The 26,628-nt window shown below is 58.8% G+C and carries 20 protein-coding genes; 13 read left to right on the forward strand and 7 right to left on the reverse strand.

The window, feature by feature from the left end; genetic code table 11:
* Positions 1-52 precede the first annotated feature (52 nt).
* From EGX79_04515 to EGX79_04535, 5 genes are all read left to right on the forward strand, one after another.
* Positions 53-1,084 (forward strand): iron ABC transporter permease, encoded by a 1,032-nt coding sequence (locus EGX79_04515; protein AYX81516.1) that lies wholly within the window; start codon positions 53-55, stop codon positions 1,082-1,084.
* Entirely contained in the window at positions 1,085-1,885 is an 801-nt protein-coding gene (locus tag EGX79_04520; protein AYX81517.1) for an ABC transporter ATP-binding protein, read from the forward strand.
* Positions 1,886-1,895: 10 nt separating this feature from the next.
* Complete coding sequence (locus EGX79_04525; GenBank protein AYX81518.1) at positions 1,896-3,020, forward strand: iron transporter; 1,125 nt, start codon at positions 1,896-1,898, stop codon at positions 3,018-3,020.
* A 53-nt stretch (positions 3,021-3,073) separates the two neighbouring features.
* A complete protein-coding gene (locus EGX79_04530) occupies positions 3,074-4,105 on the forward strand; it encodes a 6-phosphofructokinase (GenBank protein AYX81519.1) in 1,032 nt (343 codons plus the stop codon).
* A 157-nt stretch (positions 4,106-4,262) separates the two neighbouring features.
* Positions 4,263-5,726, forward strand: coding sequence for a hypothetical protein (locus EGX79_04535; protein AYX81520.1), 1,464 nt, complete (start codon positions 4,263-4,265; stop codon positions 5,724-5,726).
* Between the two features lie 26 nt (positions 5,727-5,752).
* Here the strand turns inward: EGX79_04535 and EGX79_04540 are convergent, their stop codons facing one another.
* A complete protein-coding gene (locus EGX79_04540) occupies positions 5,753-6,586 on the reverse strand; it encodes a class I SAM-dependent methyltransferase (protein ID AYX81521.1) in 834 nt (277 codons plus the stop codon).
* A 53-nt stretch (positions 6,587-6,639) separates the two neighbouring features.
* Here EGX79_04540 and gatB point away from each other — a divergent pair, with 53 nt between their 5' ends.
* The gene (gene gatB / locus EGX79_04545; protein AYX81522.1) at positions 6,640-8,148 is read left to right on the forward strand and encodes an Asp-tRNA(Asn)/Glu-tRNA(Gln) amidotransferase subunit GatB; all 1,509 of its coding nucleotides are present in this window, start codon (positions 6,640-6,642) and stop codon (positions 8,146-8,148) included.
* A gap of 12 nt (positions 8,149-8,160) precedes the next feature.
* On the opposite strand, the gene EGX79_04550 is transcribed toward gatB, so the two are convergent.
* Entirely contained in the window at positions 8,161-9,243 is a 1,083-nt protein-coding gene (locus tag EGX79_04550) for a glucose dehydrogenase (protein AYX81523.1), read from the reverse strand.
* 61 nt (positions 9,244-9,304) lie between these two features.
* Between EGX79_04550 and EGX79_04555 the strand changes: the two genes are divergently transcribed.
* Both EGX79_04555 and EGX79_04560 read left to right on the forward strand, forming a co-directional pair.
* Positions 9,305-10,717 (forward strand): DoxX family membrane protein, encoded by a 1,413-nt coding sequence (locus EGX79_04555; GenBank protein AYX81524.1) that lies wholly within the window; start codon positions 9,305-9,307, stop codon positions 10,715-10,717.
* A 66-nt stretch (positions 10,718-10,783) separates the two neighbouring features.
* The gene (locus EGX79_04560; GenBank protein AYX81525.1) at positions 10,784-11,677 is read left to right on the forward strand and encodes a hypothetical protein; all 894 of its coding nucleotides are present in this window, start codon (positions 10,784-10,786) and stop codon (positions 11,675-11,677) included.
* 15 nt (positions 11,678-11,692) lie between these two features.
* On the opposite strand, the gene EGX79_04565 is transcribed toward EGX79_04560, so the two are convergent.
* The 3 genes from EGX79_04565 to EGX79_04575 form a co-directional block, all read right to left on the reverse strand.
* Positions 11,693-13,537, reverse strand: a complete 1,845-nt coding sequence (locus tag EGX79_04565) for a dihydroxy-acid dehydratase (protein AYX81526.1) — start codon at positions 13,535-13,537, stop codon at positions 11,693-11,695.
* A 134-nt stretch (positions 13,538-13,671) separates the two neighbouring features.
* Positions 13,672-14,190, reverse strand: a complete 519-nt coding sequence (locus EGX79_04570; protein AYX81527.1) for a PH domain-containing protein — start codon at positions 14,188-14,190, stop codon at positions 13,672-13,674.
* Between the two features lie 57 nt (positions 14,191-14,247).
* Positions 14,248-15,903, reverse strand: a complete 1,656-nt coding sequence (locus tag EGX79_04575) for a mechanosensitive ion channel family protein (protein ID AYX82718.1) — start codon at positions 15,901-15,903, stop codon at positions 14,248-14,250.
* Positions 15,904-16,263: 360 nt separating this feature from the next.
* Here EGX79_04575 and EGX79_04580 point away from each other — a divergent pair, with 360 nt between their 5' ends.
* The 5 genes from EGX79_04580 to EGX79_04600 all read left to right on the forward strand — a co-directional run bounded on the left by EGX79_04580 (position 16,264) and on the right by EGX79_04600 (position 23,622).
* Positions 16,264-18,174, forward strand: a complete 1,911-nt coding sequence (locus EGX79_04580) for an acetolactate synthase large subunit (protein AYX81528.1) — start codon at positions 16,264-16,266, stop codon at positions 18,172-18,174.
* Positions 18,175-18,208: 34 nt separating this feature from the next.
* Positions 18,209-18,712: an acetolactate synthase small subunit gene (gene ilvN / locus EGX79_04585; GenBank protein AYX81529.1), complete on the forward strand. Its 504-nt coding sequence runs from the start codon at positions 18,209-18,211 to the stop codon at positions 18,710-18,712.
* A 53-nt stretch (positions 18,713-18,765) separates the two neighbouring features.
* Positions 18,766-19,782 (forward strand): ketol-acid reductoisomerase, encoded by a 1,017-nt coding sequence (gene ilvC, locus EGX79_04590; protein ID AYX81530.1) that lies wholly within the window; start codon positions 18,766-18,768, stop codon positions 19,780-19,782.
* Positions 19,783-20,063: 281 nt separating this feature from the next.
* Complete coding sequence (locus EGX79_04595) at positions 20,064-21,788, forward strand: hypothetical protein (GenBank protein ID AYX81531.1); 1,725 nt, start codon at positions 20,064-20,066, stop codon at positions 21,786-21,788.
* Between the two features lie 238 nt (positions 21,789-22,026).
* Positions 22,027-23,622 carry a phosphoglycerate dehydrogenase gene (locus EGX79_04600; GenBank protein ID AYX81532.1) on the forward strand — a complete coding sequence of 532 codons (1,596 nt, stop codon included), beginning with the start codon at positions 22,027-22,029 and terminating at the stop codon, positions 23,620-23,622.
* Positions 23,623-23,743: 121 nt separating this feature from the next.
* Here the strand turns inward: EGX79_04600 and EGX79_04605 are convergent, their stop codons facing one another.
* Together EGX79_04605 and EGX79_04610 are read right to left on the reverse strand one after the other, a co-directional pair.
* Positions 23,744-25,246: an acetyl-CoA hydrolase/transferase family protein gene (locus EGX79_04605; GenBank protein AYX81533.1), complete on the reverse strand. Its 1,503-nt coding sequence runs from the start codon at positions 25,244-25,246 to the stop codon at positions 23,744-23,746.
* 151 nt (positions 25,247-25,397) lie between these two features.
* Complete coding sequence (locus EGX79_04610; protein AYX81534.1) at positions 25,398-26,474, reverse strand: GTP-binding protein; 1,077 nt, start codon at positions 26,472-26,474, stop codon at positions 25,398-25,400.
* Positions 26,475-26,628 lie beyond the last annotated feature (154 nt).

The following is a 26,628-nucleotide window of genomic DNA, read 5'->3' on the forward strand; positions in this document are numbered from 1 at the left end:
ACGCAGGAACGCAAACATGGAGAGAGTTAGATTTAAAAACCCACCGCGGTTTATGCCTTGGATCTATGGGCTGGTCATTGTCATAGCCATTGCCGTCAGTCTGGTCGCTGCGGTGGTCTTCGGCTCGGCGGATATCACCTGGTCCACCACGACACAGGTCATTTCGCATCACATCTTCGGCATTGAGCTCGATGAATCTGTGCCCGCCAGTTCGGACACCATCGTCTGGAATCTCCGCGCTCCCCGGGGTATTCTCGCAGCGATTGTAGGGGCGGGGCTAGCTGTCTCCGGTGTGGCTATGCAGACATTGGTCCGTAACCCGTTGGCAGACCCATATCTGCTAGGTATTTCCGCCGGCGCCGGTGCCGGTGCGACCGCGGTGATTATCTTTGGTGCTTTCTCCGGTAGCCCCATCGCGCCGCTGACATTCGGTGCACTCCTCGGTGCAGTAATGGCCACCCTCGCGGTCGGTGCTTTCGCCACTGCAGGCGGTGGGCTGACTCCGCTGCGTTTGGTGCTCTCCGGCGTTGTGCTCTCCGCTGCGTTTTCCGCGCTGAGTAGCTTCATGGTCTTCGCTGGGCCAGACCCGAGGGCCGCGCAGTCCGTGATGTTTTGGATGCTGGGCTCTGTTGCCGGTGCGACATGGCTGAAGACGCTCTTCCCGCTCATTGTCCTCATCGCAGTACTGTTGTTTTTCCTGGTCAAAGCCCGTCATCTGGATGCGCTGGCAACTGGTGAGAGCACCGCAGCGGCCGTAGGTATTGATGTTTCTCGGCTACGCACACAGGTATTTGTGCTCCAGGCTGTCCTCGTTGGCACGCTCGTTGCGGTCTCTGGCGGCATCGGGTTTGTCGGCCTGGTGATTCCACACTTGACCCGCATCTTGGTAGGGGCCACGCACCGCGTTGTCCTACCGGTTGCTGCCCTCATGGGTGGACTGTTTCTCATCTGGGTGGACATCATCGCGCGCGTAGTGGGCGGAAGCCAGGAAATGCCGCTGGGAGTAGTCACGGGATTGGTTGGCGCACCACTTTTCCTCTACCTCATGAGCCGCTCGCACTACAGCTACGGAGGTGCTGAGTAAATGAGCGCTCTACCAAAATCTGTACTCGCCGCTAAAGATATGCGCTGTGATATCGCTGGGCGCACCATTGTCAGCGGAGTCAACCTCAACTTCGGTGCAGAACCCATGACCGCCATCATTGGTGTTAACGGCGCGGGTAAATCCACGTTGCTGCGTGCGCTCGGTGGAATCACGAAACCGGCCACGGGCGAGGTCGAGATTAACGGCAAATCGATGAGCTCAATCAACTCGAAGCACCGCGCCCGCGATCTGGCTTTCGTCGCGCAAAACGAGGTTCCACCCGCCGAAATGCGCGTGCGCGACTTTGTCTCCCTGGGGCGCTTGCCCTACCAGCGCCTTTTTGGTGGCAACACCGCCGAGGACAATTCCCACGTCGACCGTGCGCTGGAGCTCGTAGGTCTGGAAACGGTCGCGCAACGCCTGTGTGGGCAACTCTCGGGTGGGCAACGTCGTCGCGTGTGTCTGGCGCGTGCCATCGCCCAGGACTCGCCAATCATGCTTCTCGACGAGCCCACTAACCACCTCGACGTGCGCCATCAACAATCCGTCCTCCGTCTGGCCCGCTCCAGCGGAGCGTGTGTCATTGCCGCGATCCACGACTTGGACCTGGTGATGAACCACTTCGACCGCGTCATCGTGGTCGCGGACGGCGGTATCGCGGCCGACGGCATTCCCGCAGAAGTGCTGACCCGCGACTTTGTCGCCCAAATCTTTCAGGTTGAATCCTGTCAGCTCAATTCCCCCGCTGGCCGCCGCCACCTCGCAATCGATAGCGAGCTGGATGCTGCCACCATCAACTAGGAGTACTCCCTTGAATAACGCACATGCTTTCCGACGTCCCCTTCGTGCCTCAGCAGCTGGTATCGCTGTGGCTGCTCTGGCATTCGGAGCCGCCGCCTGTGGCTCTGATGAGGGAACGCAGGCCTCGTCGTCAGGCCTTACCCTCACCAACTGCGGTGAAGAAGTCAACTACCCGGGTGTAGCTAAAAAGCTGCTGATTAATGACGGCAATATTGCTTCGCTGGCGCTGGCTGTCGGTGCTGCGGATGAGATCACAGCGGTGAGCTCTATGGCCTCGCATCTGCCGGTGTTGACCGCAGCTTATGGCGATGCAATTGCGCAGAAGCCAGAAGTTGCGAAGGAATACCCGAATCTGGAGCAGGTCATTGCGGCCGAACCGGATGTGATGCTGGCGGGCTGGGGCTATGGCTTTAGTGAAGACAAGGGCATTACCCCGGAATCGCTTTCCGAGCACGGTATCGGTGCCTACACCCTGACGGAATCTTGTCGTACTGGTGACGCAGCCTCGGCGGGCAAGGAAGGCAGTGGCGACCCGGGGCATACTCGTGGTCTGGTGGATCCGTGGGAAGCTGTCAAAATTGATTTGAAGAATATCGCTACCTTGACCGGACACGACGGTGAGGGCGACAAGGTTATTGCAGATATTGATAACCGACTGCAAGCCCTGGATGCCGCGCCAAAGGGAGATAAGAAGCCAGTGGGCTTCCTCTTTGATTCTGTCGGTGAAGCACTATTTACCTCGGGTTCCTTTGGCGCACCGCAGGGCATCCTGGAAAAGGCCGGTGCAATCAATGCGACCGAGTCGATTAAGGACACTTGGACTACGACCTCCTGGGAGCATGTCGCGGAGATGAATCCTGACTTCATCGCGCTTGTGGACTACCCAGGTCAGACCTTCGAAGAGAAAATCAAGGTTTTGCGCACGAATCCGGCAACGAAGGATCTCGAGGCGGTCAAGGAGAACCGCTTTATTAACCTGCCGATTGCATTGTGGACGGAGTCTCCGCTGAACGTCGATGCCGCAGAGTACGTGCGCAAGGCGCTCGAGGAATATGGTCTTGTGCCGGCGTCGGAGGTGACGACGAAGATGGAGCTACCGTCTGAGCTACCAGGGCAGGAGTACCTGCAGAAGTAGTTTCGACCAAGGCCGTCAAGCACGAACTGACTAACGCGACTAAGGTGGGCATCATGCGAATTGCGACCCTTACCTCCGGTGGAGATTGTCCCGGTCTGAATGCCGTTATCCGTGCAATTGTCCGTACCAGCTCGAGCGAGTACGGCTCAACCGTCGTCGGTTTTGAGGACGGTTGGATTGGTCTTATGGAAGACCGTAGGGTCCAGCTTTACGACGATGAGCGGATTGACCGTATGCTGCTGCGTGGCGGCACGATGCTGGGCACCGGCCGCGTGCATCCGGACATTCTCATGTCTAACCTCGACCGCATCAAGGAAAATCTCTCTGATGCGGGCATCGATGCCCTGATCCCAATCGGTGGCGAAGGTACGCTGAAGGCCGGCAAGTGGCTTTCGGACAATGGGGTGCCGGTCGTCGGTGTTCCGAAGACTATTGATAATGACGTCAACGGTACGGACTACACCTTCGGTTTCGACACGGCTGTGGCTGTTGCCACCGACGCGGTTGACCGTCTGCACACCACTGCGGAATCCCACCAGCGCGTCATGATTGTTGAGGTCATGGGTCGACACGTGGGCTGGATCGCTTTGCATGCGGGTATGGCCGGCGGTGCTCACCACATTGTCATTCCGGAAAAGCCATTCGACATCAACGAGATTGTGAAGTCGATGGAGCGCCGTTTCCAGATGGGTGAGAAGTACGGCATTATCGTCGTCGCTGAGGGCGCCACCCCGAAGCCGGGCACCATGGAGTACGAAGAGGGCGGTGTCGACCAGTTCGGCCACCAAACCTTCAACGGCATTGGTCAGGTTATTGGTGCGGAGATTAAGAAGCGCACCGGGTACGACGTTCGCACCACGGTGCTGGGTCACATTCAGCGTGGCGGTACGCCGACTGCGTACGACCGCGTGCTTGCTACCCGCTACGGTGTCCACGCCACCCGAGCAGTACACGAGGGGGACTTCGGCAAGATCGTCGCTCTGCACGGTGAGAACATCGAGCGTATCGACATCGACGATGCGGTTGCTGAGTTGAAGGTTGTGCCGGATGGCCGTTACCGCGCAGCTGCTGCGCTGTTTGGTTAAACGCGTCGGTTAAGCACGCGTTGCTAAACATTTAGGCACATCTTCGTAACAAAATAGGCATACTGCCCGAGCTGGTGTATCAATCACCAGCTCGGGCAGTATGCTTTGTAAGGTTCCGGTTTTTGAAAAATAGACTTATATTTAGGATTTTCTCGTTATGTGGAAAAGAGCCACAACAATCGCGATGGCCTTTGTCGGCCTAACTGTCGGTGCCGGATTCGCATCCGGCCAGGAAATGATGCAGTACTTCGTGGCATTTGGCACTAACGGCTTGTGGGGCGTGGTACTTGCCTCCGTCGTGATGATTGCCAGTGGCCTGGCAGTGCTGTCAATTGCCAGCTACTTGCAGGCTGATGAGCACTCCGAGGTCTTCGACGTAATCACCCGCAGTTGGGTTTCGAAGATTTTGGATATCGCCGTGATGATCACGCTGTTCTGTACCGGCTTCGTCATGTTCGCCGGTGCCGGTGCGAACTTGAACCAGCAGTTCGGACTTGAGGTGTGGATTGGCGCCGTCATCATGGTTGCCCTGACTTTGGGTGTAGGCATGCTGGATGCCGACAAGGTCAGCCGCGTGATTGGCATGATCACTCCATTCATTATCGTGTTCCTGCTTGGAGCCGGTATCTACACTTTGTTCACCACCGACACGTCGATGTCGGAGGCCGCGCAGTACACCAATGAACTGTCGACATCGCTGCCACACTGGTCTATTTCTGCCCTGAACTATGTCGGTTTCTGTGTGATGGTGGCCGTATCGATGTCGATTGTCATCGGCGGTAGCTACCTGAACCCGCGTGAAGCTGGCATCGGTGGTCTCATGGGCGGGAGCATCTATGCAGGTCTGCTGACGCTGGTGACCTTTGCCCTCTTCTTCAAGGTCAAGGATGTTGGCCACGAAGATATGCCGACCCTGGCAATCGTCAATGACATCCACCCGGTCCTGGGTACCGTGATGGCAATCATCATCTACGCCATGATTTTCAACACGGCCATTGGCATGTTCTACGCGCTGGGCCGCCGCCTAACACGCAATACCCCGCAGCGTTTCCGCCTGGTATTCATCGTGACGGTGCTGATTGGTTTTGGCCTAAGTTTCTTTGGGTTCAAGGCCCTGGTTGGCTCCATCTACCCGGCCCTTGGCTACGTCGGTATCGCTCTTATCGTGATTCTGTGTGGTGCGTACCTGGCTGGACGTAACAAGCTGATGGAGGAGTCGAAGCGTCGCGGCCGTATCCGTAAGCTCGCACGCCGGAAGATGCACCCGAACAAGAAGTTCACCACCGCCGATCAGAAGAAGCTCGACCGCGCTTTGGCCAACTCCAACATTTCCAACGTCGATCTTCAGGAGAGCGTCCGCGACGACATCGTCGAGGAACTGGTCAGCGACGATAATGTTGAATTCACCGAGGATGACGCCGAGCGCATCGTAGAAAAGGATAATGAGCGCCTGGAGAAACTTTCCGAAATCGAGGAAGCCTCCGATGATGACAATCCTCGCGAGACCGCGAGGGACTCCTTCCCAGGCGAGGCCACAGCCACTGCGCCGAAGAAGCTTGCCGGACAGACTAAGAATGCATTCAAGCGCGTGGCTCACCCTAAGCCGAAGAAAGAAAAGTAACTAGCGCGACTAGGCAGCTCGAAAATTTAGGCAGCTCGAAAATAGAAGGCATCGCACCGGTAGGGAAGGGCGATGCCTTCTTCGTATGTGTGCCCCAAGTGTTCGTGGAGATACCAATGCAAGTTCGCCTCCACCTTGGCGCGAGTGGCGGGCTTGGAACGAAGCCAATAGGAACGGGTTCGTGCCAGCAGCACGATGTCCTCGATGGTCAGTGTCTGCTCCCAGGCCAGACGCACCTCATCGACTAGCTCCAGCTCCGGGCCAACCTCGGGGTAGAAGCCGGGACGCAACACGTCGCCGGCGTGCATTATGCGGCTGAGCCGATGCACCCACGGTACGGAAACATCCAAGGTGTTCCACACCAACATAGCCACGCTATCCGCGCGTAGCACCCGAGTGAGTTCTTTACTTGCAGCTGTCGGGTCCACCCAGTGCCATGTCTGCGCACATGTTGCTACATCGACGCTGTTGGACTCCAGTCCCGTGCGCTCCGCAGTGCCTTCCAGGCATTCCGCCGCTGGCACATTGTGCATCAGTGCTTGCCGCATCGCGGTGGAGGGATCGAGTGCCAGCAGGGTGGCATCGCGGTAGACGTCGGCAAGCGAGGCGGTGAGCTTCCCAGTGCCGGCGCCGATATCGGCGACTACCTGTGGGTGCGGTGCGAGACGGGTAAGCGCTTCGATGACGGTTGGAGGATATCCGGGGCGCACGCGGTGGTAGCCCGTGGCTCCGTCGGCGCTTTCCTGCAGGTCGTTGTCGAAAGTAGCGCCTGCGCGGTGGCGGTCAGCGGCGTCGCGGAACGTTGGCGTATCGCGTGCTGACGTCGGTGGAATCGGTGGGTGTTCGTTAACTCCGGGCACGACTTATACCCTAGGGCACGCCTGCGGGGCCATCGCTAGTAGACTCTACAAACATGACCGCTGCATACGCTGATGACTTGATGGACTTTGATGAGGTCCTCGAACGTTTTGACCCGGTAATGGGCATGGAGGTTCACGTCGAGCTCTCGACGAATACCAAGATGTTCTCCTCCTCCTCGGCGCACTTTGGTGCCGAGCCGAATAGCAACGTCGATCCCTGCAGCCTCGGCCTACCTGGCGCGCTGCCTGTGGTTAACCGTCAGGGCGTTGAGTGGGCCATCAAGATTGGCCTGGCGCTGAACTGCGAGATTGCTGAGTCCTCCCGCTTCGCGCGCAAGAACTACTTCTACCCGGACCAGCCGAAGAACTACCAGATTTCGCAGTACGACGAACCAATCGCCTACGACGGATATCTTGACGTTCAGCTTGACGACGGCACGGAGTTCCGTGTCGAAATCGAGCGCGCTCACATGGAAGAAGACACCGGCAAGCTGACGCACTTGGGCGGTGCCGATGGTCGTATTCACGGCGCCACGCGTTCGCTGGTGGACTGCAACCGCGCAGGTATTCCGCTGATTGAGATCGTTACTAAGCCAATTCTCGGTGCAGGGGAGCGTGCCCCAGAGGTTGCTCGTGCGTACGTTTCTGCGCTGCGTGACCTGGTGAAGTCCCTCGGTGTCTCCGATGCCCGCATGGACCAGGGCTCGATGCGTGTGGACTCCAACGTTTCCCTGCGCCCAATCGGCCAGGAGGAGTTCGGCACTCGTACCGAGACTAAGAACATCAACTCCCTGAAGTCGGTTGAACAGGCTGTTCGCTACGAGATGCAGCGCCAGGCTGCTGCGATTACTAATGGCGAGGAGATCGTTCAGGAAACCCGCCACTACCAGGAGACCGACGGCACGACCTCCAAGGGCCGCCCGAAGGAATCGCAGTCGGATTACCGCTACTTCAACGACCCGGATCTGCCACCTGTGATTGCGCCGCGTGAGTGGGTGGAGGAAATCCGCGCAACTCTGCCGGAGCTGCCGTGGGTGCGTCGTGCCCGTATTCAGGAAGAGTGGGGTCTGAAGGACGAGGAAATGCGCGACCTGGTTAACGCCGGCGCTCTCGACCTGATTGTCGACACCGTTGAGGCTGGTGCCGGCCCGGCTGAGGCTCGTTCCTGGTGGGTCGCTTACCTGGCGCAGAAGGCCAACGAGGCAGGCGTGGAGCTGGCTGAGCTCGCGATTACCCCGGCACAGGTTGCACGTGTGATTGCACTGATTGAAGAGGGCAAGCTGACCAACAAGCTGGCCCGTAAGGCCGTTGACGGCGTGCTCGCAGGCGAGGGCGATGTTGATGAGGTCGTTGCTGCCCGTGGCCTGGAGGTCGTTCGCGACGACGGTGCTATTGAGAAGGCCGTCGACGATGCACTGGCTGCTAACCCGGACATCGTCGAGAAGTACCGAGCTGGCAACAAGAAGGTCGTCGGTGCCATCGTGGGGCAGGTCATGAAGGCCACCCGCGGCAAGGCAGACCCGGCTCAGGTCAACCAGCTGATTGCGAAGAAGCTGAGCTAGCCTCCCTGAAAGCTAATCCGGGGAACCGCCGGCGGCACCATCGCTCGGCAGTCTGACGACGCGCTCGTCGGACTCCGACGGTTGTGCCCCGGCGGTTTTGTTGGTCGTGGCACCCCAAACTTCAATACCCTGATTTGCTGCGACAGCCGCTACATACGAGATGTGGCCGAAGTCGCCGTCGACAAGCACTTCAGGGGAACCCTTGACCTCCCACGCCGCGTCGGGCCCACTTGACTTCGGACCCACCGGCATGGAGATGACCTTCTGCGCGTCTGGGATGGCAATGACCACGCGGTCACCCATCACTGCGCATCCACCGATGGAATCGTTCAGGTCCACACCGCCGAGGGGATTAATCACAGGGCCGGTGAGCTGAACCAGCTGTGGGGTGCCGTCGAGAATGGCGGTTGCCAACGGCGGCATTCCGTCCGGACCATGGCAGAACTGCTGAAACTCAATGCCTGGATCTCCCACGAGCAATTTGCGCGGGGACAGGGTGTCCGAAGTTCGGTCAAAATAGATTCCGAGAATGCCGGGCTCGCTGAGGTCCGGAAGTTCGCGCACATCAGCGGTGCTGCCCTCCACGAGGGTGACGCGCGCAATGGTGTCGTCGTTACGCAAAACAAAGACCTGACGGTCCTCTTCAACCGAGGGACTGGGCAGCAGTTGTTTTGCAGGGGCGCCGAGCCGTGCGACCTCACGCGGTGTCTTACCCGGTGCGACAACGGTGAGTGCACCGTCGTCGGTGGCGACGAGAGCCTCCCCAGGGCCGGTTGAGGCTAGCGCGGTGGTAAGCGGTAGGCAGGCCGCGAGAGTGACATCGTCGAGGTCGCAGGGACCTTTGTCTTTGGCTTTGCTTTCCGTGGTTGGGACCGGGGTAGAGGGCAAATCAGGGGAGGAAAACTTCGGCATGGCAATGCCTGTCGGTTCCGACTTGTCTTCAGTAAACGGTGACTCAAGCGCGCTCGAGGCACTCATGCAGCCGGAAAGAGAGACCATCCCGACGACACCAGCGGCGAGCGCAGCACGACGACGCCGCCCGCGAGCGCGAGCCTGTGCACTGCTGGTGTGGACGAGGTGGAATCCCATAGGCATACACAATACAGCCTCGTTTCCCGGCCACGCCTGCGACCAAAAGTGAGGCAGTAGTTTTAATGTGGACGATGTGAGCGACTCAGAGAAGTACCCGAACGACCGCGCCCTCGAGAATGTGGAGGACGGATTCGATGACGATCTCGACGTCCCGACCTACCGCAAGCTCGCTGAGCCAATGAACGAAGAAACAAACCGTGACGACAGCGACAACACCGCAACGCAGATTTTTCCGGGTGTGCCGGAAAAGCGCGTAGAGGAGGAGTCGGAGGCGGAGGTAGACCAAGAAAACCTGCCGCCGGAAGCCGAGACCGATAGCGGTGCTGAAGCCGAGGTGGAAACCGAGTCTGAAACAGAAACAGTGACTGAGCCGAGCCCCGAGCCGGAGCCTGAAGTTCAGGAAGCCCCGAAGAAGCGCTACGACGCCTACGCCGCTGCAGGCCGCACGGCACCTCAGGTGATTAGCCCTGCCGGTAAGCCTTCGCCGCGGGATGAACAGGCTGAAACTGAGTCAGCGCCCGCGGCTGATAAAGAGTCGGAGGTGGCCCCGGAGTCGGAGGCAACCGAAATCTTTGAGCAGCCGGCTCGTAGTGAGCGCGTTGATTCAGACGAGGATTTCAGCCAGCCGACGCAAGCCTTCTCGGCTTCTGAAGCGGCAGGAGCGTCCGCAGCGGGAGCTACTGCAAATAAGTCGGAAGCACAGCCAGCATTCGACGATGAGGCGGAGCCGACCTATGACTCTTCACGCAATTCCGCAGCTGAGACTCAGTATTTCGATGAATCGGATTTCGCTGAACCGGCTGCGTCCCGCGATACCGCTGGTGCAGCTGGCGCCGCTGGTGTTGCAGGAGCAGGCGTAGGAGCCGCCGGGGCAACTGCTGCTACGACTACCGCCGCTGCTGACGACGATGAAGACACGGACTTCTACGACGACAACGAACCGGAGTTCCGTCGCGGTACCACTGACTTCGGCCTCCTGCTGCTGCGTCTTGGATTGGGTGCGCTACTGCTGGTCCATGGTCTGACAACGCTGCTCGGCTGGGGCAACTCCGGTGGCACCACTGCGCTGGAGACACAGTTTAGCCAGAACAACTTTGCCCTCGGCCCTGTAATGGCCACTGCCATCCCAACGGTTCAGCTTATCGCGGGTGCCCTGCTTATCTTGGGTCTCGCGACACCGCTGGCCGCGGCGTTGGCGCTGGCATTGTCCGCCTACCTCAGCATGTTTGATGTGGCTACCTCTGCCAATGGTGTGAATATCGTTGGCCAGGACTCCAGTAACCTCCAACTACAGCTGTTGATGACCGCCATGGCGCTTGGCTTGCAGTTCACCGGCCCGGGCCGTATCGGCATCGATTTCGGACGCGGCTGGGCTCGTCGACCACTGGCATCGTCGTGGATCTTCGGAATTCTGTCCATCGCCGCAGCAATTGGCCTGTGGTGGCTGACGACCAGCACGCTGCCGTTTGTTGGCTAAGGCGGCTCGCAGCTGCACAAACAGTCGAGCGACCTAAACTAGGTTCTCCGTTAGGGCCGGGGTACAATGCCCCCTATGCCAAAGTCGAGACACGTACTAAAGACCACCCTCGCGGTGGTCTTTTTCATGTCTTCGATAGGCGCTACAACGTCGATTCACTCACCTTCGACAGCCGCTGCCGGCGAGCACAATGAGGTTGCAGCCTCCGTCTCGTCGGCAAGCGCCTGGCCGACTCATGAGGTGAGTCTGCCGCGCATGAACCTCAACGCCGAAGGGTTGATTGAGACTGACCCGCGCACGCAAATGGCGGTGAGCTACGAGCCGGTGGGCGTGGGGTACAGCAGCCAGGCATCGCAACGCCCGCTGCCGGCGCTATCCCTGATTAAGTTGTATATCGGTCAGTATGTGCTCGAACACGGCACTGCCGACGATGCCGAGCGCGTCGAAAAGATGATTTCGCGTTCCGACGACGATTTGGCCGCCGACTTTTACCGGAAGTACCCGGAATCGGTCGATTCCATTGCGACCGAGTACGGCCTGTTCAACACTTCCGGCGGAGAAAAGTGGGGAGTATCGAGGACCACCGCGGAAGATGTGGTGTCTTTTATTTCCCAGCTTCGTCTGAAGCATCCTAATTCTGAGGTGCTCGAGGCGATGCGACACTGGTCGCCGATTGCTGCCGATGGCTATCGACAGAATTTTGGTCTTGCCGGGCTGCCCGGCTCTGAAGGCGCGAAAATGGGCTGGTCCAACCGGCGTTCGTGGCACTCTTCCGTTGTTTTTGGCCCCGGATATGTAATGGCGGCCATTACCGAGGGCGGCAAATATGCACACACCGAGGACGTCGCTGAGGGGATTGCCGACGTCGAGTACCGGGATTTGGTGAAGCCCACGCAGAAGACTGGGCGCAAAGCCACTCTAGAAACGCCAAAGGCCCGTGCGGTAAGCACAGGCCTTTAAACGGGTTTGATCTAGCTAGTCGACAATGCGGATCGCGCCCTTATCCGCACTGGACGCCATCTTGGCGTATGCGCGCAGCGCCTTGGAGACCTTGCGCGGACGCGGCTTGTGCGGAGTAAATGGCTTATCGCGCTTGAGCTCCTCATCGCGACGAGCGGCCAGCTCCTCGTCGGACACCTGAATCTCAAGGCGTCGTTCAGCGACATCGATGTACACCGGGTCGCCGTTGCGGACGAGACCGATTGCGCCGCCGGCAGCGGCCTCCGGGGAAACGTGGCCGATAGACAGTCCGGAGGAACCCCCGGAGAAGCGACCATCGGTGACCAGTGCACAGACCTTACCCAGGCCAGCGCCCTTGATGAATGCGGTCGGGTGCAGCATCTCCTGCATGCCCGGGCCGCCGGAAGGACCCTCGTAGATGACAAAGAGAACTTCGCCCGGCTGCAAGGTGCGGTTCAAGATGACCGAGACAGCCTCTTCCTGGCTTTCTACGACGCGAGCGGTGCCCTCGAAGTGGAACTGATCCTCGCCGATACCGGCGGTCTTCAGGATAGCGCCGTCCTCGGCGATGTTGCCGCGCAGGACACACAGACCGCCTTCCTTCGTGTAGGCGTGGTCGAAGTCGCGGATGCAGCCATTTTCGGAGTCCGTATCCAGGCTCTCCCAGCGGTTGGATGTGGAGAACGGCTCGGTGGTGCGCACGCCGCCAGGGGCTGCGTGGAACAGTTCAATCGCTTCGTCAGTGGCCTTGCCGCCGCGGATATCCCAGTTGTCCAGGTGCTCCTCCAGAGATGGGGAGTGAACGGAGCGGACATTCATTTGCAGCAGGCCCGCGCGGCGCAGTTCGCCGAGGATGGCTGGAATACCACCGGCGCGGTGGACGTCCTCCATGTAGTAGTCCGAGTTCGGTGCCACCTTGGACAGACAAGGCACGCGGCGGGAAATCGCGTCGATGTCGGAGAGGTCGAAGTCGATCTCGCCCTCCTGGGCGGCAGCGAGAATATGCAGCACCGTGTTGGTGGAACCGCCCATGGCAACGTCGAGCGTCATTGCGTTGACAAACGCGTCGCGGTTGGCGATGTTGCGCGGCAGCACGGACTCGTCACCATCGTGGTAGTAGCTCTTCGCCAGGTCCACAATCAGTTCACCGGCGCGCGTGAACAAATCGCGACGCGCCTGCTGAGTTGCCAGGGTAGAACCGTTACCCGGCAGGGACAGGCCGAGGGCCTCGGTCAGGCAGTTCATCGAGTTTGCAGTGAACATGCCCGAGCACGATCCGCAGGTCGGGCATGCCGAGCGCTCGATGTCGAGCAGGTTCTTGTCATCGACCTTGTCGTTCGCGGATGCAGAAATAGCCGAGACGAGGTCAGAGCCGGGCTTGACGACGCCATCGATAACAATCGACGATCCCGATTCCATCGGCCCGCCGGAAACGAAGACCACCGGGATATTCAGACGCAGAGCCGCATTGAGCATGCCCGGCGTGATCTTGTCACAGTTGGAAATACAGACCAATGCGTCAGCGGTGTGAGCGTTGACCATGTACTCGACAGAGTCAGCAATAATCTCACGGGACGGCAGCGAGTAGAGCATGCCGTCGTGGCCCATCGCAATTCCGTCGTCGACAGCAATGGTGTTGAACTCACGGGGGACGCCACCGGCTGCGGTTACAGCTTCTGCGACGATGTCGCCAACGTCCTTCAGGTGCACGTGACCGGGAACGAACTGAGTGTAAGAGTTGGCAATTGCGATAATCGGCTTGCCGAAGTCGTTATCGGTCATGCCAGTTGCGCGCCATAGCGAACGCGCACCTGCAGCATTACGGCCGGCAGTGGTGACTTTAGAGCGAAGGGGAATCATGGGGGCTGCCCTTCCTAGATAGGGTGCAAGGTAATTAATTATCCATATTAATCACAAAAAGCCCCTAATGTCTCATTTCGTGGTCACTGGTGTCCGCATAATGAGATTTAGGGGCTTTGTGGACTGCTTATATGTTACTCGGCAGAGGCGTCACCTTTAGCCTTGGCATCAGCCTCAACCTCACTGACCTTCTTCATTACGGAGTGGCCATCGCGGTCGAAAACCTCGACCTTGTCATTTTCCGCCATACGAGCCGAAGCGATCGGATCTGGAATCAGACCGCCAGTGGCTTCCTTCAACTCCGGCAGCGAATTAAAAGAGATGGCCGGCAGGGCGATGCGCTCATCTGACTTGGTTACCGCAAAGGCGCGGCCGCCCTTGTTGAAGAAGATGCCCGCAAAATCGCTCCAGGGCACCGAACGGCGCTTGGACAATAGGTACACCGCAGTGATGCCGCGTGGCCCTACGGTGGTGCGTACTCGGAAAATCCAAAGCGTATAAATCAACGGTGCCAGGAAGGTAATGGCCAGCCACGGGGCAAAACCGGTGGCAATTACACACAGCACGAGCATGAACGCAACGATGAACAGATGCGTCTTCTGTGGGCGAAATCGCTGCGTCGCAAATTTTAGCTGTGGAGTCGAGTCAGTCATGGCCTTTGATTGTAGCGGGTAGTTCGGATTGGTTAATGCGCGGTAGGCAGTTGCGCGTTATTGCGCCCCGACCGAGTTTGGTTCTGCGTTGTTAGTGGAGTCTGTCGACTGTGATCCGCCAGTGTTCTCGTTGTCGGTGTTGCTCTGAGTAGAGTCTGGCTCGGTGGAGGTGGCGGTCGAAGGTGCGCGGTTCTGCGTGCTCTGAGGCTGCTGTGAAGTCTCGGACGGCTGATTCTGTGATGTCTGAGTCTGCTGTGAAGTCTCGGTGGGCTGCACACTCTGTGTGGTACTAGTCGGCTGGTTCGATGATTGCGGAGCTGACGACTCTTCCGAGTCCTCTTCCTGTGTCGTTACCCGATCGCTCCACCTGCTCGGTGCTAGCCATCCGGATGGGCCGCCCTCGGTCTCGACCGTCATGAGATTCAAAACGCCGAGGACAATTAGGGTTGCCAAGAGCATGATTGTCGAAACGCGAGCACGTCCACCTGCAGAGAGGATTCGCCGGATTTTCTGGCGCGTCGTGAGCGTCTTCCAGTCAGGGTGGCTAACCAGCTTGCGGATGGCGTTGTTGCTTCCGCTGTCCTCTTGCTCGCGTCGAGCATCATCGAGGTCAGCACCCGCATGCGGCAGGTCGGATCGCTCGTTCCCGTCTTGCTTATCGACGGTCTGAGTTTCCATCAGTTTGGTTTCTGCGGTATCCGGCTGGGCAGTAGTGTCCGCTACCGCTTCGACAACTTCGGTTGGAGCGCTGTCGCCGTCGTCAAGCTGTTGTTTTTTCTCTTGCTTAGCATCGGCCTGCCTGAGCTGTTCGATCATCGTGTCATCGCGGACATGACCGGTGATTTCTTCGGCGGGAGCAAACGGGGTCTGTTGGGCGCGCTCGCCGTAGTCATCCCACCAAGTGTCGATGACTGCGGCGCGGATGGCGCGCTCGATGAGCCATTGGTCGCCCGGTTTGCAGTCGACAATCAAGCGCATAGTGACGGTCCACGGCAGGCCCATAACCGTCGGCGGATTGAGCTCCGTGGAGGACTGCAGCTTGATCTCGGAGAGAACTGCATCCTTGACGGAGTCCAGTGCGATGGCACTCTTGGCGGCGGCGACAGTGCGCTCTTCCAGGTCCTTAATGGAGCCACCGGCGGTCATCGGTACGGGAACTTCAACAACAGCACGGGACCACTGTGAGGAGTAGTTGATACACATGCGTGCCTCGGAGTTCGGCACGATGATTTCCTCGCCGTTGAGGGTTCGGATCGTGGTGGCGCGCAATGTCATATTGACTACGTCACCTTGGACAGTGCCCGAAGGGGAGTGAAACTCTACCCAGTCTCCGATGCCGTACTGCTTCTCGGCGATGATGAACAGTCCGCCAAGGAAGTCGGCGATGACTCCCTGTGCGCCAAAACCAACAGCGGCGGAAACAACCGTCGCGGGGATAGCGGCGGCGGTCAGTGAGATTCCGAATTTCGACAGAATCGCGATGATTAAGACGAAGTATGCAATGACTTCGACGATGTAAACCACAGCGCCAATCAGTGCGCGCCGTCCCTTGGACTGCTCCTCTGAAGAGGAGATGTTTCCGTCCGCAATTGCCAGAACGAAACGTCGGATACGGGGAACAAGAATTAGCAGAATGGCCAGACATGCGATGGCAAGGCCGTTATTGGCCACCCATTGCCATGTCCGTAACAACATGTATTGCAAGAATTCCATGCCATCCACCGTAGGTCGTTCGCCTTAATATGCGCTGAGTTTAAAGGTAAAGAATTATGCATAAAGACGAGCTTTGGACTTGGGGCTTGCGGGGCTCGGGCGTGTAGGGCTCGGGTGTGCAGGCTTGGGTGTCCCCGGGGTCGTGGTCGGGGAGTTTCTGGGTAGAGTGATTCCCAAAGTTGGGGCGGGGTTCTCGTTGGAATCGGGTGGGTGCTCGGGGTGTGATACGGGTGGCGTGTCCAATTGACGGGATTGACTTCTCACTATGTGGACGTTAGGGTTGTAGCCAACGCCACATTCGTAGCTTCTTTGCGTGAATGTGTGTTGAGTAGTTGCCCACCATGATCCAGGAGCGAAATCGTGAACGCGCACGAGCAGCACACCCCATCGCCCGCCCAATTCGCGGCTAAGGCGCGCACCAGCGCCCCCGAGCGAATTTCTGGTGCACAAGCCATTGTCCGATCCCTTGAAGAGCTCGGCGTCGAGGTAGCCTTCGGTATTCCCGGTGGTGCAGTGCTTCCGCTCTACGATCCGATTTATGACTCGGAAAAGCTCCGCCACGTCCTGGTGCGCCACGAGCAGGGAGCTGGCCACGCTGCCACTGGTTACGCGCAGGTTTCCGGCAAGGTTGGTGTCTGTATCGCGACTTCCGGCCCGGGTGCTACTAACCTGGTGACCCCGCTCGCGGATGCTCAGATGGACTCCGTTCCGGTTGTCGCTATCACTGGTCAGGTCGGTCGCCCGCTGCTGGGTACTGACGCTTTCCAGGAGGCTGACATCCGCGGTGTGACCATGCCGATTACGAAGCACAACTTCATGGTCACCGAAGCTGAGGACATCCCGCGCGCGCTCGCTGAGGCATTCCACCTGGCTTCTTCTGGTCGTCCAGGTCCGGTTCTGGTCGATGTCCCGAAGGACCTCCAGAACACGATGATCGACTTCACCTGGCCACCGGAGATCAACCTGCCGGGTTACCGTCCGGTGACAACCCCGCACCAGCGACAGATCGACGAAGCCGCTGAGATGATTGCTGCGGCAAAGCGTCCGGTGCTCTACATCGGTGGTGGCGTCATTAAGGCCGATGCTTCCAAGGAGCTGGTCGAGTTCGCCGAGCAGACTGGGGTTCCGGTCGTGACCACGCTGATGGCTCGCGGCGCATTCCCGGACTCGCACCCGCTGCACATGGGTATGCCGGGCATGCACGGCAAGGTGTCAGCCGTCGCTGCTCTGCAGAAGTCCGACCTGCTCATCACTATCGGCGCGCGTTTCGACGACCGTGTTACCGGTGATCTGAATTCCTTCGCGCCGAACGCGAAGGTAATCCACGCCGACATTGACCCGGCAGAGATTGGCAAGCTCCGCGAAGTTGATGTTCCCATCGTCGGCGATGCCCGCGAGGTCCTTGCCGCACTTAGCGAGTCCTACACCAAGCTCGGTCTTAGTCGCCCGCAGATTGCCGACTGGCTGAAGCTTCTCGACGGTCTCCGCGACGAGTTCCCCCTCGGGTGGGAAGAGCCCGCTGATGGTGCAATCGCTCCGCAGTTTGTAATTCAGACTCTGTCCGACATCGTTGGTCCAGAGGCCATCTATGCCGCTGGCGTCGGCCAGCACCAGATGTGGGCAGCGCAGTTCGTCCAGTACGAGAACCCGCGCACCTGGCTTAACTCCGGTGGTGCCGGCACGATGGGCTACTCAATCCCGGCTGCGATGGGTGCCAAGGCGGCTGCTCCAGAAAAGGAAGTCTGGGCCATCGACGGTGATGGTTGCTTCCAGATGACCAATCAAGAGCTGACCACCTGTGCAATGGAAGGTTTTCCCATCAAGGTTGCCTTGATTAACAACGGTAATCTGGGCATGGTTCGTCAGTGGCAGACGCTGTTCTACGATCAGCGCTACTCCAACACCAAGCTGCGCCCGGAGGATAACTCCTACCTGCCGGACTTCGTCCAGCTCTCCGAGGGGCTTGGCTGCGTGGCGATCCGCGTGACCAAGAAGGAAGATGTCGCGGCGGCGATTAAGAAGGCACGCGAGATTAATGACCGACCGGTGGTTATTGACTTCATTGTCGGTGAGGATGCTCAGGTGTGGCCGATGGTGGCAGCTGGCAAGTCCAATGATGAGGTCGAATACGCCCGCGGTCTGCGCCCGCTGTTCAACGATGAGAATTCAGCAGCTGAGGCCCCGGCTGACATCCACGGCACTGTTGTGGACAACGCCGAGGACGCCGCGAAGCAGCCCGACGCTAACCACCCGTCCATGAAGACCCGCTAATCGGGATCCGAAGCAACAGGAAGTGAGTCCCAAAATGGCTGAACTGCACACTCTATCCGTGTTGACCCTCGATGAGCCGGGTATTCTGGTCCGCATTGCGGGCATGTTCACCCGTCGAGGTTTCAGCATCCAGTCGATTACCTCGGGTGAAACTGAGACCGAGGGAGTCAACCGCATCACCGTCGTGGTTGAGACGGAGACGCTGCCGATCGAACAGATCACTAAGCAGCTGAACAAGCTGGTGCCCGTGCTGAAAGTGGTCCGCCAGCCCCCAGAGACCATGGTGTCGCGCGGACTGCTGATGGTGAAGGTTTCCTGCGACAACACCAATCGTCCGCAGGTAGTCGATGCCGCCAATCTCTTCCGTGCCCGTGTGGTGGACGTTTCTCAAGAGTCTGTCATCATTGAGGCGACGGGTGAGCGCTCGAAGCTTGTAGCCCTGCTGGAGGTCCTCGAGCCGTTTGGTATCCGTGAGCTCATTCAGTCCGGTACCGTCGCAATGGCACGTGGGCCGAAGCCGATGCTCCAGGCCCGCTAACAACTAAACGCTAAGATTTTTAACGAATCCGATTCGAAAAGAGGCTAACTTTAATGGCTATTGAACTGCTGTACGACGACGATGCTGATCTGTCCATCATCCAGGGACGTAAGGTTGCCATCCTGGGCTACGGTTCCCAGGGCCACGCTCACGCTCAGAACCTGCGCGAGTCCGGTGTCGAGGTTGTTATCGGTCTGCGTGAAGGCTCCAAGTCCGCTGTGAAGGCTCGGGAAGCTGGCTTCGAGGTTAAGTCCAACGCAGATGCCGCTGCATGGGCAGACGTCATTATGGTGCTGGTTCCGGACACCACCCAGGCAAGGGTTTACAGCGAGGACATCGAGCCGAACTTGAAGGACGGCGACGCGCTGTTCTTCGGCCACGGTCTGAACATCCACTTCGACCTCATCAAGCCGGCTGACAACATCACCGTCGGTATGGTTGCTCCGAAGGGCCCGGGTCACCTGGTTCGTCGTCAGTTCGTCGATGGCAAGGGCGTTCCGTGCCTGATTGCCGTTGACCAGGACCCGAAGGGCGAGGGCCGCGACCTGGCTCTGTCCTACGCTGCAGCTATCGGTGGCGCCCGCGCTGGCGTTATCCCGACCACCTTCGAGGCAGAGACTGTGACCGACCTCTTCGGTGAGCAGGCTGTTCTCTGTGGTGGCACCGAGGAACTGGTCAAGGTCGGTTTCGAGGTTCTGGTTGAAGCTGGCTACGAGCCGGAGATGGCATACTTCGAGTGCCTGCACGAGCTGAAGCTGATTGTTGACCTGATGTTCGAGGGCGGTATTGCCAACATGAACTACTCGGTCTCCGACACCGCTGAGTTCGGTGGCTACCTGTCTGGCCCGCGCGTTATTACCGCTGATACCAAGCAGCACATGCGCGAGATTCTGTCTGACATTCAGGACGGCACCTTCACCAAGCGCCTGATTGCCAACGTCGAGGGCGGCAACAAGGAGCTCGAGGACCTGCGCGCTTCCTACAACAACCACCAGATTGAAGAGGTCGGCTCCAAGCTGCGCGACCTGATGAGCTGGGTTAAGGTCGACGCTCGCGCTGAGACTGCCTAAGTTTGTTGCTTAAGCGAATCCCTCGCTTGTTCGCGAAGTAGGGCTTCATCACTGAGCTTCACCGCCGTGATGAGGCCCTTTTCGTATCTCTCTCACTAGTATTCTTTCACTGAACCGTGTGGGGTAGACGTGTGGAATAAACGTCTGAGCCAAAAGCAACTACTGCCAAACGGGTGTAGCCCCAGTCCTATCCGGGGTTCTAATCTGGGTTGAAAGGTCTCCCTCAACAAAGACGTTCGATAGTCTAATCGTTGAAATCAAATCATTTCACGGAGGTAAATGTGCGAGTATCCGCAATGACGCGGCGCGTGACGGCAACCGTTGCCCTGACGGTCAGCCTGGCGTTGGGGTCAAGCGCCTTGGTCGCGTGTGGAAATTCCGACAGCGCTGTTTCCACGAAGAAGGTGGACGCTGAATCGACGGTGCTTAGCGACGACATCGCAGCGTCGGAAAGCCTGATCGACAGTTCGGAAGCGGTTGTCGTTTCCTCGGCAGGCTCTGCTGAGCAGCGTAGGGCGGCAGGCATCGCGGTTGCTGCTGGTCTGCCGATGCTAGTGGCTGGTTCTGCCGAAGATGCGGAAGATGACAGTACCGCCAAGAGCCCGAAGAAGGATGCTCGTGGCCGTGATACCGGCGCCGATATCGCCGATGTGGAAAAAGAGATTGACCGCCTGGGCGCAAAGACAGTCCTTACTGTGGGGGCAGTTGACCTGACTGGGGAAGAGGGCCGTCAGATCATTGCGGATCCGGGTACGACCGATGGCCTTAAGGAGCTCGTCGGTACCGAGTTTAAGGTTCTCAAGGAGACGGAGTCGAAGCCGACTCGCGCTGTCGTTGAGATGGATCCGGAGAAGCCAACTGTCGTCGAGGGCGATGCAACGAAGGATGGGGCAGCCAACCAGGAGGCTCAGGATCGCGCCAGCGATGGGCAGGACGACAAGGGACAGGAGAGCGTCACCCTGCCGAAGGGATCTCCGAAGGAGGTCAAGGACACATTGGCACTGGCCGCACCGGGTACCGGTTTGGCCTCCATTGCTACGGCCCGTGCCGCTGGCCTGAAGGTCAGTTGGTTGCCGGTGGGCGACGCGCGTGCTACCTCTGAGTCGATTTCCGCTGCTCGCGACGGCGAGTCCCTGATTGCTCTGGGTAAGGTTTTCGGCGATAAGGACAAGTTTGATCAGTCCATCGAGCTTGCCAAAGATGACAAGGTTAAGGAGCTGCCAGGTGGAGGCACACTGCTGTTCCCCGGTCGTCATCTGATTGCAACGTATGGTCACCCAGGTGTCGCTCCATTGGGCGTGATGGGCGAGGATGATCCGGAGGATGCCGTCGCACGTGCGAAGGACTACGTCAAGCAGTACGAGAAGTTCGCTGATGACCCGGTACTGCCGGCCTTCGAGATTATCGCTTCGGTCGCGCAGGCTGACCCGGGTCCACGCGGTGACTACTCCGAGCCAGCTCCGGTTGAGACTCTGAAGCCGTACGTCGAGGCCATGACCAAGGCCGGCGGCTACGTCATCATCGACCTGCAGCCGGGTAGTGCAGACTTCCTGGACCAGGCCAAGTTCTACGAAGAACTGCTGAAGATGCCAAACGTCGGTCTGGCGCTGGACCCGGAGTGGAAGATGGAACCGGGGCAGGTTCCGGCGACCCAGGTTGGTCACGTTAAGGCTGAAGAAGTCAACCGCGTTGCTGATTGGCTGGCTGAGCTGACTCGTAAGAACAACCTTCCGCAGAAGATGCTGATGCTGCACCAGTTCCAGCTACAGATGATTCGCGACCGTGAGACGCTGGATCTGTCGCACCCGGAGCTCGCATTCGTTCTGCATGCCGACGGCCATGGCACCGCGCAGGAGAAGTTTGAGACCTGGAACGTCATGCTGCAGGATTTGCAGCCGGAGATTTTCGAGGCGTGGAAGAACTTCATCGACGAGGATCAGCCGATGTTTACTCCTGAGGAGACCATGAACATCGAGCCGCGTCCGTGGTTGGTTACGTACCAGTAGGTTATAGACCAGCAGAAATAAAAATATAACGCGAAATATTTGCCGACTTGAATGTCGGGGGCAACGGCGCTTACTCCCTAAACAAAGGGTAGTAAGCGCCGTTTTGCTTAGGTAAGTCCCCCCGTGTCTCACCCCCAGAGTTTATGATGAGACGTAATGCGCGTGCACGCTTTAGTAGTTTTCTTAAGTGACACCGCACATACTGCATAAACTTTTCGAGACAAACCAGGAGATGCTTGTGAGCCAGAACGCTCGCCCCGTTGTCCTCATCGCCGACAAGCTGGCACAGTCCACTGTGGACGCATTGGGGGATTCCGTTGAGGTCCGTTGGGTAGATGGCCCGAACCGCGCTGAGCTCCTGGCTGCGGTTGGTGATGCTGACGCACTTCTCGTCCGCTCCGCTACCACCGTGGATCAGGAAGTCCTCGAGGCTGCTCCGAATCTGAAGATCGTCGGTCGCGCCGGCGTTGGCCTGGATAACGTCGACATCGATACCGCTACCAAGCGCGGCGTCATGGTTGTCAACGCTCCGACCTCCAATATTCACTCTGCATGTGAGCACGCAATCGCACTGCTGCTGGCCACCGCTCGCCAGCTGCCGGCTGCGGACGCGTCCCTGCGTGAAGGGGAGTGGAAGCGCTCTTCCTTCAAGGGTGTCGAAATCTTCGGCAAGACCGTCGGTATCGTCGGTTTCGGTCACATCGGTCAGCTGTTTGCGCAGCGTCTCGCTGCTTTCGAGACCAACATCATTGCGTACGATCCGTACGCGAACCCGGCCCGTGCTGCTCAGCTCGGTGTTGAGCTGGTTGAGCTGGAAGACCTGATGGCTCGCGCTGATTTCGTGACCATCCACCTGCCGAAGACCAAGGAAACCGCCGGCATGTTCGATGCTGAGCTCCTGGGCAAGGCCAAGAAGGGCCAGATCATCATCAACGCTGCCCGCGGCGGTCTCGTCGACGAGCAGGCGCTTGCCGACGCAATCAAGGCTGGCAACATCCGCGGTGCTGGCTTCGACGTGTACGCGACCGAGCCGTGCACGGATTCCCCGCTGTTTGGCCTGCCGGAAACTGTTTGTGCTCCGCACCTGGGTGCCTCCACCGTCGAGGCGCAGGACCGTGCAGGTACCGATGTCGCTAAGTCCGTACTGCTGGCCCTGGCTGGCGAGTTCGTCCCGGATGCAGTCAACGTTTCCGGTGGCGCTGTCGGCGAAGAGGTGGCCCTGTGGCTCGAGCTGGCTCGTGAGCTGGGTCTGGTTGCTGGCGGTCTGCTCGAGGGCGCTCCGGCTGCTGTTGAGGTCACCGCTCGCGGTGAGCTGCACACTGAGGACGTTAACGTTCTGGGTATGGCAGCAATCCGTGGACTGTTCTCTCTCATGGTGGAAGAACCGGTCACTTTCGTCAACGCTCCGCGTATCGCAGAAGAGCGTGGTGTGACCTTCACTGTCGAGACCGAGCCGGAGTCCGTCTCCCACCGCTCCGTACTCGAGGTCAAGGTCATCGGTGCTGATGGCTCCACCGCTACCGTCGTTGGTGCTCTCACTGGCCTGAACCGCGTCGAGAAGATTGTCCGTATCAATGGCCGCGGCATCGACATGCGCGCTCAGGGCCGTAACCTCTTCCTGCTGTACAACGACGTTCCGGGCGCTCTGGGTCGCGTTGCTACCACCCTGGGTGAGTCCGGCATCAACATCGAGGCTGCTGCTCTGTCTCCGCAGGAAGCAGATCAGACTGCCATCCTGGTGCTGCGCGTTTCCAAGGAGGTTCCGGAGGAGCTCGTCGGAAAGATTACCGAGGAGATCTCCGCTACCCACGCTCTGCAGCTCGAGCTGGACTAGTTCTGAGCGCCTAGGCGTTTTAGAGCTAGTCTCTAGCGCAGCTTCTACTGCATGAAAAATCCCCTCCGCATGGAGGGGATTTTTGTTTCCCAGCTGATCTATGCAGCCGTAGCCCTACTGCCTAGCCCTTCATCGAGCCCTTCTCAATCATGTTGACGTGGAAGTCGAAAGCAGTACGCAGATCGTGCGGGGTAGACATGCCCGGAGCGGTCTTCAGCGCGCGCTCGTAGTACTCCTCCAGCAGTGGCTGGTACTCCGGGTGTGCAACGGAAATCAACTTCGCCACGCGGTCACGTGGTGCCAGGCCACGCAGGTCAGCGAATCCACGCTCGGTGATGATGACCATGGCGTCGTGCTCGGTGTGGTCAATGTGCGAAGCGAACGGAACGATAGTCGAAATCGCACCGTCCTTCGCCAGCGACGGCGAGATGAACGAAGAAACGAAGGCGTTACGGGTGAAGTCACCGGAACCACCGATGCCGTTCATCATTCGGGAGCCGTTGATGTGGGTGGAGTTGACGTTGCCGTAGATGTCGGCCTCAATCATGCCGTTGGTGGCGATCAGGCCGACGCGACGGACAACCTCCGGGTGGTTAGAAATCTGCTGCGGGCGCAGAATGATGTTCTCGCGGTAGCGAGCAGCCTCGTTGTTCATACGCTCGGCAGCTTCCGGAGACAGGGAGAAGGAGGTAGCCGAAGCGACGGTCATCTTACCTGCGTCAATCAGGTCAATCATGCCGTCCTGAATAACCTCGGTGTAGGCCTTGATGTTCTCAAACTTGGAGTCCAACAGACCCGCCATCACGGCGTTCGGAACGTTACCGACGCCCGACTGCATGATGTACTGGTCGTAAGCCAGGCGACCCGCGCGAACTTCGCCCTCGAGGAAGTCGAGGAAGTGGCCGGCAATGGCCTTCGAGGTCTCATCCAACGGCTTGAACGGGGAGTTGCGGTCCGGCGCGTTGGTCTCGACAACTGCGACAACCTTGTCCAGGTTGATGTCGATGTAAGGGGTGCCAATGCGGTCACCCGGAGCGTTGATCGGCACCGGCGTGCGGTTAGGCAGGTGCTGAATGCGGTAGATGTCGTGCATGCCCTCGAGTTCCTCGGACTGCCACGAGTTGACCTCAATGATGATCTTGTCAGCGTTGTCCATCCACTCGACGTTGTTGCCAACGCTTGACGACGGAACGAGGTGTCCATCTTCCGTAATACGAGTGACCTCAACAATTGCGGCGTCAATCGGCAGGAAGCCCTGCTCGATGTACAGCGCGGAGTGGGAGAGATGGATGTCCTGGTACTTCGCCTTGCCCGAGTTGATGGACTTACGCAGTGCCGGATCGCCCTGGTACGGCATGCGGTAGCGGATGATGTCAGCTTCTGCCATCACGCCGTCACAGTCCGGGGCAGTGGAAGCGCCAGTGTAGATGTCGACAGCGAACTCTTCACCCTTGGCGTGGAGTTCCTTGCCGCGGTTTGCCAGCGCAGTCGGCAGAGCCTTCGGGTAGCCAGCACCGGTGAAGCCAGAGATGCCGAGGGCATCACCATGATTGATAAACTGTGCAGCCTCGTCGGCGGTCATTACCTTGCCGCGCAAACCGGCATGTGCGATGCGATCAGACATGTCATCTCCTAGATAGACTGTTCGACTTTAGTTTTGTCGCCTAACCTAGCATGCGCTAACAGTGTGTTGCCACACCCGCAGGTTGAGAAGTGATTTATGACACTCTGATCGCTTCAGCGGGTCGTTTATCGGCGCTCTTCCAGGGGCTTTGTTACAGCAATTCCCGCACTTCTTCGTCGGTCAGCATGGCATCCTCGAACGCTTGCAGTGTGGCCTCTGGGTTAAATTTCACACCGATGAGTACGACCTCATTGGATGGTGGGACATCGGTCTGCGCCCACATGACGGCAGGGGTGATTTTCAGGTTCGGCCCCGCCTGACTCCACACGTGGGCGACTTCGAGGCGGTCGGAAATCCAGCAGTGCCCCTTGGATCGTACGAGCCCCTTTGTGCCGCGGAGAGCCTTGATTAGTCGTTCGCGGTCGAAGGGTCGATTGCCTCGGAAAACAACCGAAGAAATGCCGTATTCTTCAGTCTCCGGCGTGTGGGGATTCGCAAGTTCTTCTGCATATCCGTGGAAAGTGGCCGCGGTACCTTCGTCGTAAAGCGATGCGTCGAGAATGGCAGAGGTGGCGATTTCGCCGTTAGTCACGCGGACGATGCGTGCGCGGGGGTTCATTGCGCGGATCGTTTCCTCGGTACCGCCGGTGAGCTTTTCGCCGGCGAGGTCGGATTTGGTGATGAGGATGAGATCGGCGAATTCCACCTGGTCGACGAGGAGGTCGGCGACCGTGCGTTCGTCGTCAGGCAGTGCGCGTCCCTGGCGGAGACTGTCGAGGAATGTAGAGGCGTCGACGAGCGTGACCATCGTGTCGATGGGGGCGATGTCGGCGAGGCGACGGCCGTCGTCGAATTCCCACTCGAAGGTAGCGGCGACTGGCATGGGCTCGGAGATGCCGGTGGATTCGATGACGATGTGCTCGAACTTGCCGCTGCGCGCGAGCTTGCCGACGTTTTCCACGAGGTCATCTCGCAGCGTGCAGCAGATGCAGCCGTTAGACATTTCGATGAAACGGTCCTCGCCGCGCTCGAGATATGTGCCCTGCTCGATGAGGGCGGCGTCGACGTTGACTTCCGAGAAGTCATTGACGATGACCGCGATTTTTCGCCCCTGTGAGTTTGCCAGGAGGTTGTTGAGGAGGGTGGTCTTGCCGGCGCCCAGGAATCCGGACAGGACGGTGACGGGAGTGGTCTGGGTGGTGCTATCAGAAAATTCGGTAGAAGTCACCCGACAAGATTAGCGTACTGAAAATGATTATCAATAACTAGTGCATGAATTGGGCTATGTGAGGGGTTGTAAATGTGTCGCATGGCTGATTGTCGACTGGTTGTGACGTAGGGCATAAAACGGTGTTGTAGTCGGCTTTAGTGGCGTATGGAAT

It is taken from the genome of Corynebacterium jeikeium (genome assembly GCA_003955985.1).
GTDB classification, from domain to species: Bacteria; Actinomycetota; Actinomycetes; order Mycobacteriales; family Mycobacteriaceae; genus Corynebacterium; species Corynebacterium jeikeium_D.

Coding starts and splice junctions, on each gene's coding strand:
- ilvN (AYX81529.1), top strand. CDS start 18,209: ATGGCTGAACTGCACACTCTATCCGTGTTGACCCTCGATGAGCCGGGT.
- EGX79_04530 (AYX81519.1), top strand. CDS start 3,074: ATGCGAATTGCGACCCTTACCTCCGGTGGAGATTGTCCCGGTCTGAAT.
- EGX79_04515 (AYX81516.1), top strand. CDS start 53: ATGCCTTGGATCTATGGGCTGGTCATTGTCATAGCCATTGCCGTCAGT.
- ilvC (AYX81530.1), top strand. CDS start 18,766: ATGGCTATTGAACTGCTGTACGACGACGATGCTGATCTGTCCATCATC.
- EGX79_04520 (AYX81517.1), top strand. CDS start 1,085: ATGAGCGCTCTACCAAAATCTGTACTCGCCGCTAAAGATATGCGCTGT.
- EGX79_04560 (AYX81525.1), top strand. CDS start 10,784: ATGCCCCCTATGCCAAAGTCGAGACACGTACTAAAGACCACCCTCGCG.
- EGX79_04570 (AYX81527.1), bottom strand. CDS start 14,190: ATGACTGACTCGACTCCACAGCTAAAATTTGCGACGCAGCGATTTCGC.
- EGX79_04575 (AYX82718.1), bottom strand. CDS start 15,903: ATGGAATTCTTGCAATACATGTTGTTACGGACATGGCAATGGGTGGCC.
- EGX79_04565 (AYX81526.1), bottom strand. CDS start 13,537: ATGATTCCCCTTCGCTCTAAAGTCACCACTGCCGGCCGTAATGCTGCA.
- gatB (AYX81522.1), top strand. CDS start 6,640: ATGACCGCTGCATACGCTGATGACTTGATGGACTTTGATGAGGTCCTC.
- EGX79_04550 (AYX81523.1), bottom strand. CDS start 9,243: ATGCCTATGGGATTCCACCTCGTCCACACCAGCAGTGCACAGGCTCGC.
- EGX79_04605 (AYX81533.1), bottom strand. CDS start 25,246: ATGTCTGATCGCATCGCACATGCCGGTTTGCGCGGCAAGGTAATGACC.
- EGX79_04535 (AYX81520.1), top strand. CDS start 4,263: ATGTGGAAAAGAGCCACAACAATCGCGATGGCCTTTGTCGGCCTAACT.